The organism is Pontibacillus yanchengensis (assembly GCF_009856295.1).
In the GTDB taxonomy this organism is placed as follows: domain Bacteria; phylum Bacillota; class Bacilli; order Bacillales; family BH030062; genus Pontibacillus; species Pontibacillus yanchengensis_A.
In genome coordinates this window covers 95206-113844 of sequence record NZ_WMEU01000004.1, presented here as the reverse complement: position 1 = coordinate 113844, position 18639 = coordinate 95206, and the positions used below count along the sequence as shown (strand labels likewise).

Here is an 18639-nt window from a genome sequence, read left to right as displayed (position 1 = left end):
GGAATGATATAATCTTCCTAAACAAAAAAAGAGAAGGAGACAACTCGTTGAACAATAACAAATTTGCCCTGCTGGATATTATCTGCTACGTCATTTTTCCTTTAGTGATCTGGCATATGCTGCGCGATCCTATTGGAGATTATTATGCCATGCTTTTGTCCTCTGTACCTGGAATCATCTATACGATTTACCGTTTCAAGGCACTGAAAAAAATCAATGTGTTTGGTATTTATATGATTTCCACCCTTGTTGTTGGTACGCTTATTGATGTGTTATCAGGTTCAGCAATCAATCTGCTTTGGAATAATGTATATTATGCCTATGCTATGGCTGGTTTATTTCTAGTTACGATTATCATTAGAAGACCAATTGCGCTCTATTTTGCTCTAGATTTCACCGAACTGCAAGGCTTCGATCGCCAAATCAATAAAAAGCTTTTCTTCCACAAAAAAATATACTACATCTTTAACTGGATCGTAGTTGCATTTGCCTTACAAAATATTATCTTAGCTAGCATTAAAGCCTGGCTCATTACTAAATACGGAGTAGAAGCGTTCGATGAAGGAATTATACTTAGACAAGTTGTAAACTGGGGACTGACGATTCCCATCATAGGTGGGTATCTATATGTTGGAAAAATTATTAACGACTCGCCTGACTTAGTGAAATCCGCATCACAAACCGTAGAAGAAGAAAAAGAATCAATCGCACAGGAAAGTTAGCATCTCTCTCCCCCTTCCTATGCATGCTTTTCCTACAAAATGGTTACAGTAATGCTATGCATAAAAAGGAGGGAAACAAGATGGATAAGAAGAGTACACACGATTTTATAGAGGATTTTCAAGCAAAGCAAAAACAAGATGAACAAAACAAACAGCGACAAGGTAAAGCGAATCACACGAAATTTTGAAGTAGTACTACCATACGCTTCGAAAGCTTAGGAAACCACAATATGGTAACTAGTAAAAGAACCCCATATCCAAGAGAGGCAACCATCATGTTTCCCGTACTTGTTGTATCTTGAAGGAGCCATTCCTTGTACGACATGTCGTGTGCAAGACTAGACATTTGAGCAAAAATCGTTGTGACAAGGAAGGGGAGACATGCATTCAGGCCCCACCTATACCAATCCCCGCCTCTTCCAATCACATATAAGATAACCGTTACACTAGACACTATGTAAATAGGGATACGAAACGTATAACTATAGGCAATCAACACTTGAATGGGAGCAGATGCAAAAACAAATAAGCTTATAATTATGGCTAATACCAGTGATTTTTTAACTACCACCTGATTGAAATATTTCTTACCTTCTCTCAGAATTTTACTTGTAATGCCACGAAGGTTTTGTTTTTCTTTAAGCTCATGATTGACTTCTTCCTGTTCCGCCTGAACCTTTGTAAGACAAGTTAGTAGCTTCTCTATTTGCTCCGTTTTCGCCTTATCTCCACTCATACACAATCCCACCTCTCCTTATCTTTCCATGTACCTTTCTGCCTTTTTCACTAAGGAATGAACCATATCTTTAGATGAGTGATGCTTATATTGTTCCATAAAGTGAATCAACAGCTGTGAAACCATATCCTCAAACATGAGTGAATTTGGATATAGTGTATCCATTTCAGCTAATAATGCTTCCCCATCGCGAACTTCTTTTTTTGGCACTTTCATTACTATTATATTGTTAACTTGAGTGGACTTATGCTGGAATCTCTCAACTAACTGACCATAATGATACACCTCAATGGAATCATCCATCCGCTCCTGAAAGGTCTTATATACTTGATATAAATCAGCTTTATGGAAGGAATGCCTCATAAAATCTTTATACAGAATCCATATAAGATCATTCAATCTAAATGCCATTTCATATTCTTCTTCGATATGTTCACATAGTATCTTAGCGCGAAGATACACAAACGAAGGAACGGTAACTTGCACCTCTACCATAGTTGAAAAAGAAGAAATCATTCTTACAACTTGGTGATAGAAACTCTTACTATGTTTAGATGCTCTTGGAAGATTCAAAACTTGTCCCAGAACATCGTGCTTACTATACACTCTCATAAGATCGCACCTACTTTTGCTCGTTTTACTAGAAGATATGAGAGGTTTACTAGAGTTATGTATAAAACTAGTCTCATTTGGTCAAAATAATAGAAACATTTTTCATAGAGGCGGTGTTTTACAAATGAAAAGTAAGAAAGAAATTAAAAAAATTTTAAAACAGACACAAAAGAAAAATCCATTTAAAATCAAAGCAAACAAGTAACATCATATTAATATAGTATTTCCCCGGTATTGAACTACCCGCCACTTATCGACCATTAGGTCTGATTGAAGTGGGGATTCCTAAGAACACCAACCCATCGGTTCGTTGTGGATTAGGCTATCCCCGCAGCTCCTGCGGTTAATCGTAGTGCTTCGTTACGAAGATTTAAACTTGCGTTAATATCTCTTTGATGATGCGTTTGGCACGTAGGGCATTCCCATTCACGCAAAGCAAGATGTTTAACGTCTTTATTTTTGTGACCACACGTGGAACAAAGCTGACTGGAAGGATAGTTTTTCGCTACGGTCACAACCTGTTTACCGTACCATGCTGCCTTATATTCAAGCATTGATCTGAATTGAGCCCAAGCTACTTCACTAATGGCTTTGGCAAAATGGTGATTCTTTAAAATATTCTTTACAGCCAAATCTTCAATACCAATAATGTCGTGGTTTTTGACGATATCGGTAGAGAGTTTATCTAACATATCTTTTCTTGCATTTGCCATCTTTTCATGAAGTAGCGCCACTTTTATCTTTTGTTTCTGCCAGTTAGAAGAACCTGTTTTTCGTCTGGAAAGAATGCGTTGGGCTTTTGCCAATTTCTTTTCTAATGTACAAAAGAACTTTGGGTTCGCATATACCGTTTCATCTGAAAGCGTGGCAAAGTCTTTCAATCCGACATCAATACCGACGGCTGAACCTGTCTTTTCAAATGGTTCAACTTCTGTTTCAGCTACAATCGAAATGAAATATCTTCCCGAAGGATTACGTCTAATCGTTGCGTTTATGATACGCCCTTCCACCTCTCGGCTTTTGGCAAAGCGAACGAGCCCTAATTTCGGTAATTGAACGTGTTTAGCCAAAACAACGATATTTCCATTTACCCATTTCGTTGTATAGGACTGAACAGGATTCTTTTTTGATTTGAAACGTGGTTCTCTGTTTTGTTTTTTGTAAAAGCGAGTATAAGCATCATTCACGATTTCAACCGATTTTTGAAGGGCGATACTATCGACTTCTTTTAAAAATGGATAGTGTTTTTTTAATGCTCGAACCGCTTTAATGGATTGGTTCTTGTTAAAGAACTCTCCTTTCCAATTGTTTTCAGTAAGTTGACCGTTTTGCATCATTTCGTTGGCGATATACCAATAAGCGTCTTTGTTTTTTTGCTTTCCAACAAAATAGTTGTAAACAAAGCGAGAACATCCAATCGTCTTGTTGATTAGCTCCCCTTGCTTTTTGGTTGGATAGATACGAAATTTGTATGCTTTTTTCACATTCATTCCTTTTCACCTACCTCTATTTCATTATACCAAAAGGGAAGTAAAATAAGAACATTTGTTTGGTTTCGTGTAGAACAATCGAGATAGCATTATCTATCTCTTGTCCGAAGGCGATTCATCCCCCACTTACTCATTGTGCTTTGCCCTTCACATCCTTGAAGATGGGGGTTTTCTCGCCTATTTCAGATAAAAAGAAGGCATGGGCTCGAATGAGAGCTCATGCCTTAAGAATGTCTATTATGATCAGTTTTTGCCTGGTGTCCCCTCCCTCTTTTGTTATTTCGCCCGAGATTATGGTAAAACTAGTTCTTACTTTTTCTATATCGCCTCCATCTCCTATGAAAATTACATTGCAATTAAGTCTTTTACTCAGCTTTCCTTAGACTTTTAAAAAGGTATATCGTATCGCAAAACCTCCCATTCAATTTTTTTACCGCTCAACATGGTATATATACGTAGTATTCATTCATCTATATGAAAATTGAAAATGATTTAATAGATTTTTTGTGTTACGTAAATCGGACTCCCCCTGGCTCGTCGATTGAAGTGATTTTGTCTATATTTAGTCACAGGTTCTTTAACCATAGCACTTAAACATTTCTTCCATTCAAAAAGCAGATCATTCTTATTGATGTTCTTCACCATTACATTCACGTTCGGAACCATGCCAATGCCAAAAATAAACATCTCGCCTCTATTCAAATGCGTAGCAAATCGATTGCCCAACTTTTCAACAGCATTCCATTGCAAACTTACAATCGTACACATCAAAGCAAAAATAGCAGACAACATGTTTCCCTTTTTCATTAGACACTTCCCCTTTCAAATTTTACGAATAAAAGCTTGTATCTATTAATATACTGTTATTTTCAGAAAAATCAATCGATTCAACAAAACTAGTGAAAGCTTCTAGTAATACGACATAGAAAGCAGTCATACCGACAACAAACGCATTACAAAAAGGGGCACAAAGCGCAAGCACCAGTATAGCAACGTACAAACTACTGCCCACAGGACGTGGGCTGGTTCGATATTACTACGTGATGTAGCGACTTTGATCGAACTTCCCCAAATCATTCATGAGATAAAGAAAACACTGAGAACGGTAGCAATCCGATGTATTTAGGGTAAAAAAATGCGGTAATAGTTCAAATGGGAACTACTACCGCTCAGTTTTTTGTCGGGGGTGACCATACCTAAAGAATAATTTGTTACAGGCGTTCAATATTATTTAAAGATTAGCACCTTACCTACTGTTCCATCGTCACTTTGACCTGTTACACGGAACTTAAGACCGTACTTAGGCACATTACGACCAGCATCTACTAAACCTGCATTAGAGTAGTCTTCACTATCGTCGAATAGTGCACCTCTTTGAGTATAATTATCCTTTAACGTAATTCCATAGATGTCCGTATAATCCAAGAACATTTCTACTGATTTATCGTAATTAAAGGCTGCATCATGAACTTGGTAGCGAGTAGAAGCAACTGCTCCATCACTCCAGTAATTCGTGTGTTGATCAGCGTCTACGACACCGATAAATCCATCACCAGGATGAATGCCTGTCCAATTTTCGCTATACTTCTTATCGACATACCAAACAACAAGACCATCATCGAATGTCATTAGGCTTGCTCCACGACGAATATTGGCAAGGCCTTCATCTACGCCGTTGTGACTACGCCATTCTAGTAGGTAGTAGTGGTCAGAATAGACTTTTCCATCAGTTTTTTCAAACCCGTTAAAAACAAATTCACTTGTTTCTTCAGCATTATCATAGAAAGTTCGCTCTCCATCAACATACACATAGATATCGTCAACATAAAAACCAGGATTCGCAACGTAACCATCTGTCCAATAATTAATTTCTAATTCAATTTCTTGACCTGCATATGATGACAAATCAAATTTAGCATCAATCCATCCGTCTGATTTACTAGTAATACCAAATCCAGGATTTTGACCATAAGGGTTATCCGTTGTTGTAATATCCCCCTTTATAGATTTACCATTTACCTTCACAGAAGCATAATCCCAATCTTCTTCAATGTCGTACCAAGCTTTAAAAGTTAACTCAGCATTATTGATTACCTTCCTAAGGTCCAATGACATTGTCATTGAGTTATCAAGATTATTACCACTACCACTAAAATATTCTGATTCCCCACTATATGGTTCATTAATAACCGTTTCTTTTTGAGGAAGATTTACTTTCACAACATCATTATTCGTACCTTTAGTTACTGCTTCATCTAAAAGAAATTCTTCCCCATAACTATTAACATCCTCTAGATTAACCTCAGTACCTGTTAGCCAGTTCCCTTCCGTTCCCTCATTATCCACTACAGCTGAAGCCTGTAACATTTCCTTCATGTAAGGACTAAATCCAGTAGGCATCGTTCCTGGAATGTCTCCTGCCCAGCTACCACTAGACATAATCGACCAGTAGCTTACTGGTTCCCCTGCACCAGTGTACTGCGTATCATATTCATCCGGAAGACCAAGATCATGTCCGAATTCATGAGCCATTACACCAACCGCGCCATCTTCTGGTTCAATAGTATAGTCGTAAGCTGCCAATGTTTTCCCAAAATAATTCACATCTGATTTAGTACGTTTTATATTAAATACTTCGCCGAGATTCCAACGATGAGACCAAATAGCATCTGACCCTAGTGAACCTCCACCAGCTTCTTCACCAACACCGGAATGAATGACCATTAAGTGATCAATAAGACCATCAGGCTCTAAATAGTTTCCATCACCATCAAGATCATATCGATCCCATTGATCATAATTTTTTAACTCTACACTCTTATCGTTTGCTGCTGCCTCTAATGCCTCCTTCACAAGACCACGAGCATTCACATCACTATCATCTTCTGTTGGATAGTTTCCACCATAAGCCGCTGCAGGTTGACTTGCTGTGTACCATCCAGCAACCTCCCCTTCAACCGAATAACTTCCACCTGATTGCTGCTCATAATATTGTTTCATAGAAACATAGGTTTTACCGTCCGGGCCAGTCCAGCCACCTTTTCCAAACAACATATCCTGATAGTGCTCAGGAGAGTATGCACCTTCGCCTTCGTAATACATATCTGTTTCATCCGCACTCATGGAATTATGTGGCTTGTCTGGATAATCAATAAGTAAAACAAGTACTTTATCCGTACGCATTTCGCCATTATATGTCTCTGCTTCTACACTTTCTACTTCAGTTTGCTTAGTTTGTCCAACTTTATTACCTGCACCACTTGTTAAGCTACTGTTTTCCATCGCTTCTTTCAACTTCGCTTTAGAATCTCCAGCTTCCTCAGACAACTCACCCGCTTCTTTCTTAGCACCTTCAGCCTTCGCTTTCAGAAACTTATTCAATCCCTTCTCCGCTTCAGCAGGTGTTGCATCCTTGGCAATCTTACCGTCCTCTTTTAGCATTTCGATTAGTTTTTCATCATTGGCAATTGCCAGGTCGAACGGTGAACCCTCATGTGAGTGATGCTTATGTAGGTCCTCCACACTTTCTACCTTTTTTTCCATTGCACTTGTACTTAATGGCCCTACCATTAATGTAAGCGCCAATGCAGACGTCAAAATTTTACTTTTCTTCACTATCTGTTTCCTCCCTCAAAAAAATGATGAATAATCGGCCGTTATTCTTAATATACTGGTATTTTCTGAATAATCAATCGATTCTACAAAAGAAGTGTGCGTTCTTGTTAAAGCGACATGAGTGTCACGTTCTAAATACCTATCTTTTTACATGAAATAGGCCTTATATCCCGCCCTGATTATTCGATAATTTGTAATAATTTTGAAGCGTTATCATGCTAAGAGTACAGTACACTTAATGTAGATGGAGGTGTTCTGCATGACAGTGAAGAAAGAGTTCCCTACAGAAGCAATTCAGCATTCCGATGTTTTGTCTATTTTAACGGCCAAGGAACGAAAGGATATCGAAGCCCATGCATATTTCCGGCATTATAAAAAAGGACAATTGCTATTTATGGAAGGTGATCCCAGAGAAAGATTTTATATGGTCGTGAAGGGTTATGTTCGCTTAGAAAAAACAAACACTAGTGGAACGACTCGTTTTGATGCTTTTTTGAAACCATCTTCTTTCTTCCCATATGAGGGATTGTTCTATGATGAGGATTACTCCTATAGCGCTGAGGCTTTTACGGATGTAGACCTCCTTTACATTCCAACGTATTATTTCGAGGGATTGTTAAAACGCAACAAAAAATTATTAATGAACTTAGTCAGGTGCTTAACGAATAAGATTGTTATGCTCGAACATAGACTACTCAGCATGACAAATTCTAGTGCTAGTAAACGTATCATTCAATTACTTGGATACCTTGCAGAGGATCTTGGAGAAGAAAGAGACGGAGCAATTGTTATTCCTTGTCCGATAACTACAGTCGAGGCAGCGAAGCTAACAGGTACTTCTCGAGAAACCGTAAGTCATGTGTTTAGCTCTCTCAAAAAAGAGGAGAAACTTGTTATCCAAAAGAACAAAAATCTTATCCTCAAAGACCCTACACATTTCTTATCTACTATTGCATAGAAAGAGGTTCTCTCCTTTCGAGAGAACCTCTTCTTAGGATAGACAAGCTTCTTTGGACAAAATAGTCGTTCCTGCTTTTCCTAGAACAGCATCATACGCTTTGTCTAGTGATGTAATGATGGCTTTTCTACCTGGTTTCGAATTCACAAAAGCTAGCGCAGCTTCTACTTTTGGTAACATACTTCCTGGAGCAAAATGTCCTTGTTCTTTATATGTTACGGCTTCCTCATATGTTAGTTGCTCTAAATCCTGCTGCTGTGGCGATCCAAAATGAAGGAAGATTTTTTCAACAGCGGTTAGAATCAGGAGCGTGTCTGCATCGATCAGTTCAGCTATTTTTTCCGTTGTCAGATCTTTATCAATAACCGCTTCAACACCAATCAGTTTTCCTTCGTGCTTAGCTACTGGTATTCCGCCTCCCCCACCTGCAATAACCACGAATTTATGATCTACCAGGAATTGAATCATGTCTTTTTCAATGATGTCCAATGGTTTTGGTGATGGGACTAATCTTCGATACCCTCGGCCAGCATCTTCTTTCATGGTGTATCCTTTTATTTCCATTAATTCTTTCGCTTCTGCCTCATCGTAAAAAGATCCAATTGGTTTAGTAGGATGTTGAAAAGCTGGGTCATTCTGATCAACAACCACTTGTGTCACGGTAGTAGCTGCCGTACGATTAATACCTTCTTGTTGAAATACTTCATATAATGCATTTTGTAACCAATAGCCAATCATCCCCTGACTCATCGCTCCGCATGTATCTAGTGGCATGGCGGGTAGCTTCTCACTTTGATTGAGTTGCTGTTGAAGGACGATGTTGCCAACTTGTGGTCCATTGCCATGGGTGATGACGATATCATGACCTAGCTTCGAGATGTGCGCTAGCTGCTTGGCCGTTTGATAGCATGCGTTCTTTTGATCCTCTGCTGTAGCGCCATTTCCCGTTTGTATAGCATTTCCACCTAAAGCAATCACAACTTTTTGTTTAGTCATTTTATGTGACTCCTCTCCAAGAGTAGGTAGTGAGAAGCGAGCTTATATCACTTGCCTCACACGTAAGATTGTTTATACAAATACCGTTATACTCAACACAGCCATGACAAGTAGAGTAAGAACAATCAATAACTTCCACATGAATTTAAAATAAATATCGTATGGAACTCTAGCGATTGCCAAGGCTCCCATGATAACAGCAGATGTTGGGGTGATTAGATTAATAATTCCAGATGCTGATTGATATGCTGTGATAACAATGGCTCGATCTACTCCAGCAAAATCTGCAAGTGGAGCCATAATCGGCATAGACAATGTAGCTAAACCAGATGTAGATGGAACTAAGAAGGATAATGGTAAGAAAAATAGGAACGAAATATTCGCAAATGTGATCGGACCTAATTCAGCTAGTAAATTTTCACCCCAATGAAGCACTGTTGCTGACATTCCCCCATCATTCATGACAACGGTAATGCCTCGGGAAACACCAATGATTAAGGCTACACCTAATAAATCTTTCGCTCCGTCTACAAAAGAACCGGTAAGTTCTTCTTCTGGCATTTTGTAAATCAAACCAATGATGATAGAAGCCACTAAGAATAATAAAGCCAACTCTCCAAACCACCAATCACCAAGCGGTAGGATATTGCCTAACACACTACCTACCCCTGGAATGCCTAGTATTGCATTATTGATATCTTCAAAGAGGGTAATGTTAAATTTCCAAGCCCATGGAATGACACCAAGAATCATAATGAAGAACGTTAATCCGAAAATCCAAAGCACAACTTTTCTTCTTTTGGTCAACTCGACAACTTCAATCGTGTCGTTTCCTTTTAGAAAATCTTCTTTATGTTGAATAGCTAGATGAGATACTAATGACTTACTTGGTTCATTTTTCACTTTATCTGCATATCGCATGACGTAGAAGATAGCAATGGCTAAGGAAATGACTAGGATCAACACTCTGACAATAATGCCATCTCCAATGGAGACACCAGCAAATCCTGATGCAATCCCTGTAGCAAATGGGTTAACGGTTGAACCTAATACTCCCACCCCTGCACCAACTGCAATAATCAATACGGCCGTTAAGGCATCGTAACCAGCTGCAATAATAATAGGGATAATTAATGGGTAGAACGCTATCGTTTCTTCTGCCATACCGTATGTTGTACCACCTAAAGCAAATAGAATCATAAGAATTGGAATCATGACTCTTTCTCGACCTTCTAGCTTCCTGACGACATGTCCAATTCCAGCATCAATCGCTCCCGTTTTCATAACTACACCTAAGAATCCACCAATCACAATGACAAATAAGGCAATGTCTTGCGCATCAAAAAACCCTTTTATCGGAGCGTAAAGTACTTCCCACAACCCTTGAGGATTTTGTTCTGCTGAACTATATGTGCCTGGTATTGGCTCAAGTGTAGATGCCTCAGGATCCACATAATCGTATTGACCTGCTGGTACAATCCACGTCATAACCGCAACCGCTATAATAATGAGAAACAAAATCGTAAACGCAGTAGGCATTTTGAATTTTTTCATCGTAAACCCTCCGTTTCGTAAACTATCGGGTTAATTGATAGATTGCTTTAGCATAGAGTTTCATAGCGGAAAACAGATCCGTTAAGTCGATGTACTCATTAGGTTGGTGTTCAACCTTGGGAGGATTCGGGAACACTGCTCCAAATGCAACCGCATTTCCTATGGCTCGTGCACAAGTTGCCCCTCCTGCTGAAATAGGTTTTGATGCTATATCCCCTGTTTCCTCTTGATACACTTTCATTAAATTTTTCACGATAAAGTGATCTTTTGGAATATAAATCGACTTTAACCAATCGACTTCTTTGTAGTGTAAAGAATAGTTCTCTGCTACCCTGATTAACGTTTGAACAACGTCTTCTTTCTCCACCGTTACTGGAATCCGTATGTCGATAGAAATCGTTTCACGTTGTCCGATATCAATCATCCCGATGTTGCATTTGAGCTTCCCGCTCACTTCATCCTCGCAGTTGCCAAAAATGGTTGTTGCATATGAGTCCTCACCAATTCATTGGCGATAAAATCAATCGCTTTGGTTGATATACCAATATGATGAAGCGCAATGGCTAGTAGACTAATTGCAGTTACTCCTTGTTCTGTTACGTGGGCATGAGCTGATTTACCAAGAACCGTGATACTATTTTCTTTTTTCTCGAAAGGAATCTCCAACTCCTGTAGAGCTTCTAGTAACCGTTCCTGATCCTCTCCTTCATATACGAGGGAATCAGGTACAGCATTAAAGGAAATCCCTCCTCGGAGACGTAAGGTTGTTTCATTATCCGCTTCAAGATGCAGTTGTAGAAGACCCTTTTCTGCGTAAGTAAGCGGGAAGGAGGAATCTGGAACAAATCCATAAGAAGGCATTTCTTCTTGTTGGTTGTATTTGTTCATGCAACGCCATAACGTCTCTTCATCGGTACCAAAGATGAATCGTAATCGTTTAGGAAACGTCACACCTAAGTTTATTAATACCCTTGCCGCAAAGAGCGCTGCAAGAGTTGGACCCTTGTCGTCCTGTGTACCACGGCTATACATTTTGCCTGCTTTGATGACAGGTTCAAAAGGGTCCTCCTCCCAATTCTCAACACACTTCCTGGTGGCACTACATCTAGATGTCCTAGCACACCTATCATTTCTTTCCCGTCTCCTATTTCCGCATAGCCATAGTACCCATCAGGATCTAGATAAACTCGAAAACCTAAACCTTCACAAAGACATAATGTCGTTTCCAATGCTTCCTGTATCGGTGCACTAAATGGATACGGAGAATGATCTTCTGTCAGAACACTTGGAATCCGTACAAGTTTCTTTAGACCTTCAAAACGGTCGACTCTTCTTGTTTAAGCTGAGCTAACAGATGCGCTTCGTTTAATAAGGTCATTCACATCACCTTCCGTTAACGTAGCAGCCATGACCGCTTTTATGGTATGCATACGGTTTTCTGCTTCATCGAAGACAACAGAATTCTTACTACGGAAAACATCGTCGGTGACCTCCAATTCTGTTAGTCCAAACTTGTCGTGCATCTCTCTTCCCACCACAGTTTCTAAATCATGAAAAGAAGGTAAGCAGTGCATGAACAGTGTATGATCCTTCCCTGTCATCTCCATCATTTGTTGATTGACTTGATAAGGTTTTAACATTTGAATACGCTGTTCATATTGATCTTCTTCTCCCATAGACACCCATACGTCGGTATAAATTACATCTGCTTCCTTCACGCCTTCTTGCACATCTTCTGTCAGCGTAATAGTAGCTCCCGTTTCGTTCGCAATGGTTCGTGCATAAGTAACAATATCATCAGAAGGGAATAACTCTTTCGGTGCTACTGCTCTGAAGTTCATCCCCATTTTGGCAGCCCCGATGAGTAAGGAATTACCCATGTTATTTCTTGCATCACCGATATAGGAGAATGTCACTCCTTTTAAATGACCAAGCTCTTCTTTGATCGTCATAAAGTCAGCTAATATTTGCGTAGGATGATAGAGATCGGTTAACCCATTCCAAACCGGAACACCAGCAAACTTAGCGAGACCTTCTACCGTTTCATGCTTAAAGCCTCTAAATTCAATACCATCAAACATCCTGCCAAGCACTATGGCTGTATCTTCCACCGACTCTTTTTTTCCAAATTGAATATCATTTTTCCCAAGGTACTCAGGGTGAGCTCCTAGATCCACACAAGCAACAACAAACGCACAACGAGTTCTGGTCGATGGTTTTTCAAATAAAAGGGCTATATTTTTTCCATCTAGCACTCTATGTGGAATTCCTTCGTTTTTCAGGCGTTTAAAAGTGATAGCTGTATCTACTAAATATTCTATTTCCTCTGGAGTAAAATCCTTAAGGGTCAATAAATGACGATTGAGTAAGTTCATGTCTATCCTCTCCTCTTCGTTAGATATCTTCTCGGTACACTGGCATGCTCATGCATCTTGGTCCTCCACGTCCCCTTGAAAGTTCAGAGCTCGGGATTTCAATAACCTCTAATCCGTGTTGCCTTAATAGCTTGTTAGAGACGTAGTTACGGTCATACGTCATGACTACACCTGGGGCAATTGCTAACGTATTTGAACCATCGTTCCACTGCTCTCGAGCTGCTGCGATTGGATCCCCACCCCCACATGGGATAAGAACAATATCCTTTAATTCCAGGACTTCTTTTAGGGTCTCTGCGAGGTTATTCCTTTGTTTGATTGTGACACGATTTTCCTCTTCTCCTTTTTCAAGGATGAAAATTCTCATGTCTCCATCCGGTCCTTCAATCGCAGGATGAATCGTAAATTTATCATAATCTACCATTGTAAATACTGTATCTAAGTGCATAAACGCTCTAGACTTTGGTATTTCTACAGCTACAACTTTCGTAATGTCTTCTTGATCCTTAAATAGATTGATAGCCATTTTTTCAATTGCCTGCGGTGTAGAGCGTGAGCTGACACCTACCGCTACAGTATGCTTATTTAAGATGAGCTGGTCTCCACCCTCCATTGAGAATCTGGAGTCACGGGTGAACCATTTTGGTATGTTGTGTTTTGCAAAACGAGGATGATACTTCATGATGTAATCCATAAAGATTGATTCTCTTTCTCTAGCACTCTCGTTCATCTTATTAATAGAGATTCCTTTTCCAATCACGGCTGCTGGGTCTCTTGTAAAATAGAGATTTGGCATAGGATCTAAATAGAACGGATAATGATCAGCCATTAGTTCATAAAGATGAACTTTTTTCTCTTGTTCAATGTCTGTCTTGAGTACCCCCGACATGACTTTTTCTACTAAATCTTGAACGGAACCATGTAATAAATACTCCTTCACATTGTGTCTTGCTCCATTTATGTTTGATTTACTTTCTTCAAGAATTTGATCTACGAATTGTTCTTGTAATTGTATGGAATGCAAGGATTCTTCTAACAATCTCTCTAAATAAAGCACTTCAACACCCTGATTACGAAGTGCATTGGCAAAGTAGTCGTGCTCTTTTTGTATAGCTGGGAGAAACGGAATGTCATCAAACAGTAAACGTTGTAAATATTCAGGTGTTAGATTTTCTACTTCTTTTCCAGGACGATGTAAAATAACAGTCTTTAGTTCACCTATTTCTGAAGTAACATGTAGTGGATATTTCATTGTTCATCCCTCCTTGAGCAAGTTTTCTTGTTTACACCTTTATCTTATCGGTTTTTGAAAGCGCTTGATGTGACGACCAGGACAGTGCCATTGTGATGAATTTCACAAAAAATCCGGTTGAACATGTAGGTTTATGTATAAACATCCACATATTTTACATTTCATATGATTGTTACTTTTGACCTAATGAATAAACGAATTATAACTATACTATCCACAAAGAAAAGTTTATATATTCTGACTATTTGCAACTCCATACGAAAAGGCGAGCACTATCTCCGCTCGCCTTTTCCTTATTGCGGAAGGTTATCATTTAATTGTCTAGAGGTAGCAATATCAAGGTTTCCATCTAATAAATGGGACATGCCTCGCACTAAAGTATCATCTTCTAAAAGACTCCATAAGTGATAGCCGAAATCCTCTCTCTTCAATAGCACTTGCTCGCATACTTCAACTGTACCGTAATCATGAAGTTGATGAGCACGGTTGATGGTCTTCCGTAGCATCCCTTGAACTTTGATCTCATGCTCTAGATCATTACGAAGAAAATCACGCATAGTATAGCGACCTTCTACTTCGTGCTTGATGTAGGAAATTTCATGCTGGGTCACCGGATGAGCCGTAGGTACAACTCCTAAACGAGCTACCCTTTCCCCAATTTTATCAATGTGCTCCTGTGTTACTGTAATGTGTTCTTCTAAAATATGATGCAAGCTGCCAAATGACTCTGCACCTTCTGTGAGCCAATGATGCTTCGTGTATTGATTTAAAGCCACAGAGAGTGCACAGTTATGCTCATCTAGCATCAACCCTAACTCTAAACGAGTCTCATAAGGCAGGCTGATTCCAGAGCCTTCCTGACGAGCCGTCCTTGGCTCTTGACGAAGAATCATCTTCTCTGGATGGTGAGAGGTGTGTCCTGGCATTGTAGCATCAAAACCTGATTTACCTAGCTTAAATTCGTCGTGGGAAAATCCTTGATTATCATGAGTTTGCATGTTTTACCCTCTTTCAAAATAAAGTTCATTTTTAGTATGGGTGGAGACGATACATATTATTAATATCGAACTAATTTCTTCTCTCTACATTACAGCTATCGCATTGCGATTTTACAGCTAACGAAAATCACGCATAAAAAAGGCATTGTTTTACAAACTAAAAAAGACTTTCTTAGCGCGTTAGTACAAACAACCATGACAAATATCATGTATGCCACCTGACGTTTATGTCTTATAAACCAACACCATATCATTTATGATAAGACTATAAGTTGGTCGAGATATGCCTGTGTAAAGGAGTAATAAATATGGATAAACAAAAACAAAAAGAACTAAAAAAGAGTGTGTCACCATATGCAAAACCTAGTACAGCCGCAGGGGTAAGACAGTTAGTCAATACCCTATTGCCTTTTTTACTACTTTGGTATCTTGCTTATCAAAGCCTAGCTATTTCTGTATGGATAGCTGTTCCTCTAGCTATGCTAGCAGGAGGTTTGGTTGTTCGTATCTTTATTATCTTTCATGATTGTACCCACCAGTCGTTCCTGAAAAGCAAGAAAGCAAACCGGATTATTGGGACAATCACCGGCATTATTACACTGTTTCCGTTTGAAAAGTGGAAACGAGAGCATTCCATTCACCATGCTACAAGCGGAAACCTTGATAAACGAGGAACGGGAGATATTTGGGTTATGACCGTTGACGAATACCTTGCTGCTTCCTTCTGGGGTAAGCTAGCTTATCGTCTTTACCGTAATCCCATTGTGATGTTTGGACTTGGTCCGTTGTATTTATTCTTAATTGCAAACCGCTTCAATCAAAGCGATGCAAAACCAAAAGAACGTTTGAATACACATTTAACGACTATTTCTGCTATAGCCATCTATTCCGCACTTTTATGGGCGATCGGCTGGCAAGCATTCCTTATTATTCAACTGCCTATTCTTTATGTTTCTGGCATCTTAGGCATTTGGTTGTTTTATGTACAGCACCAATTTGAGGATTCCTATTTTGAAAATGAAGACGAATGGGACTTTGTAAAAGCAGCTGTTGATGGAAGTTCCTATTATAAGCTACCGAAAATCCTTCAGTGGGTTTCTGGAAGTATTGGCTACCATCACGTGCACCATTTGAGTCCTAGAGTACCGAACTATAACTTGGAAGAAGCTCATGAATCAACACCACCGTTACAAAAAGTAACGACGATCACATTGAAATCAAGCTTAGAATCCCTTCGATTCCGTCTTTATGATACAAGAAATAAAACCTTTGTCAGCTTCAAAGAAGTCAAACCACTTCTTAAAAATTCCGAAGCAATTGCTCGAGCAAAATCCATGATTAATGGAAAACGCCCAAGTTTTCAGGACAAATAAGATTAAAAGCGCAAGCGCGAACCCATTCTATTGTAATCATGGAATGGGTTTTTCGTTTGTTACATATGAAACATTAATGATGAAATCGTGACAGGTTCTATCCTTATAGGATATGCTATACCTATACTAGAACGTGTCAGAAAGGAGTACCTATGCAAACGTGGTATCACATTATCCCCAAAAACACAGGGCTTAGCTCATATGTATGGATTATATTTTGCTTACTCCCTTTTTTCTTTATATTTCGATCATCATCCGTTACGGAAATTTTAGTTGGTATTGGTATGACGTTAATGTTCTTTCTATCTTATCGACTTTCTTTCATTTCTAATAGTGGCCTCGTTTATTTATGGGTGAGTATTGAGATGGCGATTAGCCTAATTATGACAATGCTGTTTGGCTATATCTATTTTTCGCTTTTTCTAGCCTTCTTTATCGGTAATATACATCATAAAGGTGGTTTTCTTTCACTATATATCGTGCACCTCACTACAACGATTGCAGCAATAACTATCGTCCTATTCACACAAAATGAGTCTTTATTTCCACAGCTACCTTTTATTATCATTAGCATTATAGGGGTTATTTTATTACCATTCACGATCCGCTATCGCAATAAGCAACACAAATTAGAAGGTCAACTTCAGGACGCGAATGAACGGATTTCACAATTGATGGTATTAGAAGAACGGGAGCGTATTGCTCGTGACCTACATGACACACTCGGTCATAAACTATCGCTGATTGGTCTAAAAAGTGATTTAGCAGGTAAGTTGGTTTCAGTAAAGCCTGATACTGCAATCAATGAAATTCACGATATAAGACAAACAGCCAGAACAGCCTTAAAGGAAGTCCGTGAAATGGTTTCAAATATGAGAGGTGCCAAGCTTGAGGATGAAATTACTCGAGTTCAACAAATTATTGAAGCTGCAGAAATGGAATTCCAATTTGAGGGGAATACAACTCTCTCAAACACGCCTTTATTAGTAGAAAACGTGTTGAGCATGTGCTTGAAGGAAGCTGCTACGAATATTGTTAAGCATAGTGGGGCTTCCAAGTGTAACGTCTTGATTGAACAATCAGAAACGGAAGTGCACATTCAAATAAAGGACGACGGAATCGGCATTTCAGATGAAACACAGTCATATCAAGGACATGGACTACAAGGGATGCGTGAGCGCTTAGAGTTTGTGAATGGTAATTTAGAAATAATTTCAGAAAATGGAACAACATTAAATATTCGTGTACCTAATGTTATTCAACAAACCGAACAGGAGGAGTCTGTATGATTCGTATCGTCATTGCAGAAGACCAGCGCATGTTGCTTGGTGCTCTTGGTTCCTTACTTGATTTAGAAGAGGATATGGAAGTAGTAGGCCATGCAAGTAATGGCGAAGAAGCTTGTAAGCTCGTTAAACAGCTTGAACCAGACGTTTGCATTATGGATATTGAAATGCCACTAAAAAGCGGTCTGGATGCAGCAGAAGAGTTAAAGGATGATCCTTGTAAGATTATTATCTTAACGACTTTTGCCCGATCAGGTTACTTTGAACGGGCCCAAAAAGCCGGTGTAAGTGGGTATTTACTAAAAGACAGCCCTAGTGAAGAATTAGCCACCTCTATTAAAAAAATAATGAACGGCCAGCGTATCTTTGCTCCCGAATTAATGGACCTTGCCTTCGGAAACGAAAATCCTTTAACAGAACGGGAAAAGCAGGTCATTCAACTCATGGCTGACGGTAAGAATACCAAAGATATCTCTAGTGAACTCTACATCACCCCGGGAACAGTCCGAAACTATATCTCTGTTATCCTTGATAAACTAGAAGTGACAAATCGTATTGAAGCCATTTCTCGTTTTAAAGAAAAAGGTTGGAATAAGTAAGAAAAGCGCAAGCGCCCGTTTAGCGACGTATGTGCTGCTGCCTACACGACGTAGGTTGGTTCGATGTTGCTAC

The 18639-nt window shown here is 39.2% G+C and carries 17 protein-coding genes and 1 pseudogene; 6 read left to right on the top strand and 12 right to left on the bottom strand.

Translation table 11 applies throughout. The annotated features are described in order from the left end of the window. Positions 1-47 precede the first annotated feature (47 nt). Positions 48-722 carry a VC0807 family protein gene (locus GLW08_RS13160; protein ID WP_237458445.1) on the top strand — a complete coding sequence of 225 codons (675 nt, stop codon included), beginning with the start codon at positions 48-50 and terminating at the stop codon, positions 720-722. A gap of 80 nt (positions 723-802) precedes the next feature. Further along, positions 803-910 (top strand): DUF4023 family protein, encoded by a 108-nt coding sequence (locus GLW08_RS13155; protein ID WP_160849110.1) that lies wholly within the window; start codon positions 803-805, stop codon positions 908-910. Here the strand turns inward: GLW08_RS13155 and GLW08_RS13150 are convergent. From GLW08_RS13150 to GLW08_RS13130, 5 genes are all read right to left on the bottom strand, one after another. Then, the gene (locus tag GLW08_RS13150) at positions 895-1458 is read right to left on the bottom strand and encodes a hypothetical protein (protein WP_160849109.1); all 564 of its coding nucleotides are present in this window, start codon (positions 1456-1458) and stop codon (positions 895-897) included. The two genes, GLW08_RS13155 and GLW08_RS13150, sit on opposite strands and share 16 nt — an antisense overlap. An 18-nt stretch (positions 1459-1476) precedes the next feature. Further along, positions 1477-2070 (bottom strand): hypothetical protein, encoded by a 594-nt coding sequence (locus GLW08_RS13145; protein WP_160849108.1) that lies wholly within the window; start codon positions 2068-2070, stop codon positions 1477-1479. A 317-nt stretch (positions 2071-2387) separates the two neighbouring features. Beyond that, positions 2388-3560 carry an IS200/IS605 family element RNA-guided endonuclease TnpB gene (gene tnpB / locus GLW08_RS13140; RefSeq protein WP_160849107.1) on the bottom strand — a complete coding sequence of 391 codons (1173 nt, stop codon included), beginning with the start codon at positions 3558-3560 and terminating at the stop codon, positions 2388-2390. 492 nt (positions 3561-4052) lie between these two features. Further along, entirely contained in the window at positions 4053-4367 is a 315-nt protein-coding gene (locus GLW08_RS13135) for a hypothetical protein (protein ID WP_160849106.1), read from the bottom strand. A 420-nt stretch (positions 4368-4787) separates the two neighbouring features. Next, positions 4788-7130, bottom strand: coding sequence for an immune inhibitor A domain-containing protein (locus GLW08_RS13130; RefSeq protein WP_160849407.1), 2343 nt, complete (start codon positions 7128-7130; stop codon positions 4788-4790). Positions 7131-7434: 304 nt separating this feature from the next. Between GLW08_RS13130 and GLW08_RS13125 the strand changes: the two genes are divergently transcribed. After that, positions 7435-8133, top strand: a complete 699-nt coding sequence (locus tag GLW08_RS13125; protein ID WP_160849105.1) for a Crp/Fnr family transcriptional regulator — start codon at positions 7435-7437, stop codon at positions 8131-8133. Positions 8134-8166: 33 nt separating this feature from the next. On the opposite strand, the gene arcC is transcribed toward GLW08_RS13125, so the two are convergent. From arcC to GLW08_RS13095, 7 genes and pseudogenes are all read right to left on the bottom strand, one after another. After that, the gene (gene arcC / locus GLW08_RS13120; protein WP_160849104.1) at positions 8167-9129 is read right to left on the bottom strand and encodes a carbamate kinase; all 963 of its coding nucleotides are present in this window, start codon (positions 9127-9129) and stop codon (positions 8167-8169) included. 72 nt (positions 9130-9201) lie between these two features. Next, positions 9202-10683 (bottom strand): YfcC family protein, encoded by a 1482-nt coding sequence (locus GLW08_RS13115; RefSeq protein WP_160849103.1) that lies wholly within the window; start codon positions 10681-10683, stop codon positions 9202-9204. Positions 10684-10705: 22 nt separating this feature from the next. Then, the gene (locus GLW08_RS22165; RefSeq protein WP_202410172.1) at positions 10706-11137 is read right to left on the bottom strand and encodes a M20/M25/M40 family metallo-hydrolase; all 432 of its coding nucleotides are present in this window, start codon (positions 11135-11137) and stop codon (positions 10706-10708) included. Continuing rightward, positions 11134-11748, bottom strand: a pseudogene (locus GLW08_RS21655) (M20/M25/M40 family metallo-hydrolase); the annotation flags it as partial. The gene GLW08_RS22165 and the pseudogene GLW08_RS21655, both read right to left, overlap by 4 nt. A gap of 272 nt (positions 11749-12020) precedes the next feature. Next, the gene (argF, locus tag GLW08_RS13105) at positions 12021-13058 is read right to left on the bottom strand and encodes an ornithine carbamoyltransferase (protein ID WP_160849102.1); all 1038 of its coding nucleotides are present in this window, start codon (positions 13056-13058) and stop codon (positions 12021-12023) included. A 19-nt stretch (positions 13059-13077) separates the two neighbouring features. After that, positions 13078-14310, bottom strand: coding sequence for an arginine deiminase (arcA, locus tag GLW08_RS13100; RefSeq protein WP_160849101.1), 1233 nt, complete (start codon positions 14308-14310; stop codon positions 13078-13080). Between the two features lie 293 nt (positions 14311-14603). Further along, positions 14604-15308, bottom strand: a complete 705-nt coding sequence (locus GLW08_RS13095) for a Dps family protein (RefSeq protein WP_160849100.1) — start codon at positions 15306-15308, stop codon at positions 14604-14606. 308 nt (positions 15309-15616) lie between these two features. On the opposite strand from GLW08_RS13095, the gene GLW08_RS13090 reads away from it, so the two are divergent. The 3 genes from GLW08_RS13090 to GLW08_RS13080 all read left to right on the top strand — a co-directional run bounded on the left by GLW08_RS13090 (position 15617) and on the right by GLW08_RS13080 (position 18566). Beyond that, positions 15617-16681 (top strand): fatty acid desaturase, encoded by a 1065-nt coding sequence (locus GLW08_RS13090; protein WP_160849099.1) that lies wholly within the window; start codon positions 15617-15619, stop codon positions 16679-16681. A gap of 152 nt (positions 16682-16833) precedes the next feature. Further along, the gene (locus tag GLW08_RS13085) at positions 16834-17970 is read left to right on the top strand and encodes a sensor histidine kinase (protein ID WP_160849098.1); all 1137 of its coding nucleotides are present in this window, start codon (positions 16834-16836) and stop codon (positions 17968-17970) included. Continuing rightward, on the top strand, positions 17967-18566 hold the full coding sequence (locus GLW08_RS13080; protein ID WP_160849097.1) for a response regulator transcription factor: 600 nt from the start codon (positions 17967-17969) through the stop codon (positions 18564-18566). Before GLW08_RS13085 ends, GLW08_RS13080 begins: the two co-directional genes overlap by 4 nt. Positions 18567-18639: the final 73 nt, after the last annotated feature.

Bases quoted from the DNA above. Each gene is read 5' to 3' on its own strand.
- GLW08_RS13155 (WP_160849110.1), top strand. From the start codon at position 803: ATGGATAAGAAGAGTACACACGATTTTATAGAGGATTTTCAAGCAAAG.
- GLW08_RS13150 (WP_160849109.1), bottom strand. From the start codon at position 1,458: ATGAGTGGAGATAAGGCGAAAACGGAGCAAATAGAGAAGCTACTAACT.
- GLW08_RS13145 (WP_160849108.1), bottom strand. From the start codon at position 2,070: ATGAGAGTGTATAGTAAGCACGATGTTCTGGGACAAGTTTTGAATCTT.
- tnpB (WP_160849107.1), bottom strand. From the start codon at position 3,560: ATGAATGTGAAAAAAGCATACAAATTTCGTATCTATCCAACCAAAAAG.
- GLW08_RS13135 (WP_160849106.1), bottom strand. From the start codon at position 4,367: ATGAAAAAGGGAAACATGTTGTCTGCTATTTTTGCTTTGATGTGTACG.
- GLW08_RS13130 (WP_160849407.1), bottom strand. From the start codon at position 7,130: ATGGTAGGGCCATTAAGTACAAGTGCAATGGAAAAAAAGGTAGAAAGT.
- GLW08_RS13125 (WP_160849105.1), top strand. From the start codon at position 7,435: ATGACAGTGAAGAAAGAGTTCCCTACAGAAGCAATTCAGCATTCCGAT.
- arcC (WP_160849104.1), bottom strand. From the start codon at position 9,129: ATGACTAAACAAAAAGTTGTGATTGCTTTAGGTGGAAATGCTATACAA.
- GLW08_RS13115 (WP_160849103.1), bottom strand. From the start codon at position 10,683: ATGAAAAAATTCAAAATGCCTACTGCGTTTACGATTTTGTTTCTCATT.
- argF (WP_160849102.1), bottom strand. From the start codon at position 13,058: ATGAACTTACTCAATCGTCATTTATTGACCCTTAAGGATTTTACTCCA.
- arcA (WP_160849101.1), bottom strand. From the start codon at position 14,310: ATGAAATATCCACTACATGTTACTTCAGAAATAGGTGAACTAAAGACT.
- GLW08_RS13095 (WP_160849100.1), bottom strand. From the start codon at position 15,308: ATGCAAACTCATGATAATCAAGGATTTTCCCACGACGAATTTAAGCTA.
- GLW08_RS13090 (WP_160849099.1), top strand. From the start codon at position 15,617: ATGGATAAACAAAAACAAAAAGAACTAAAAAAGAGTGTGTCACCATAT.
- GLW08_RS13085 (WP_160849098.1), top strand. From the start codon at position 16,834: ATGCAAACGTGGTATCACATTATCCCCAAAAACACAGGGCTTAGCTCA.
- GLW08_RS13080 (WP_160849097.1), top strand. From the start codon at position 17,967: ATGATTCGTATCGTCATTGCAGAAGACCAGCGCATGTTGCTTGGTGCT.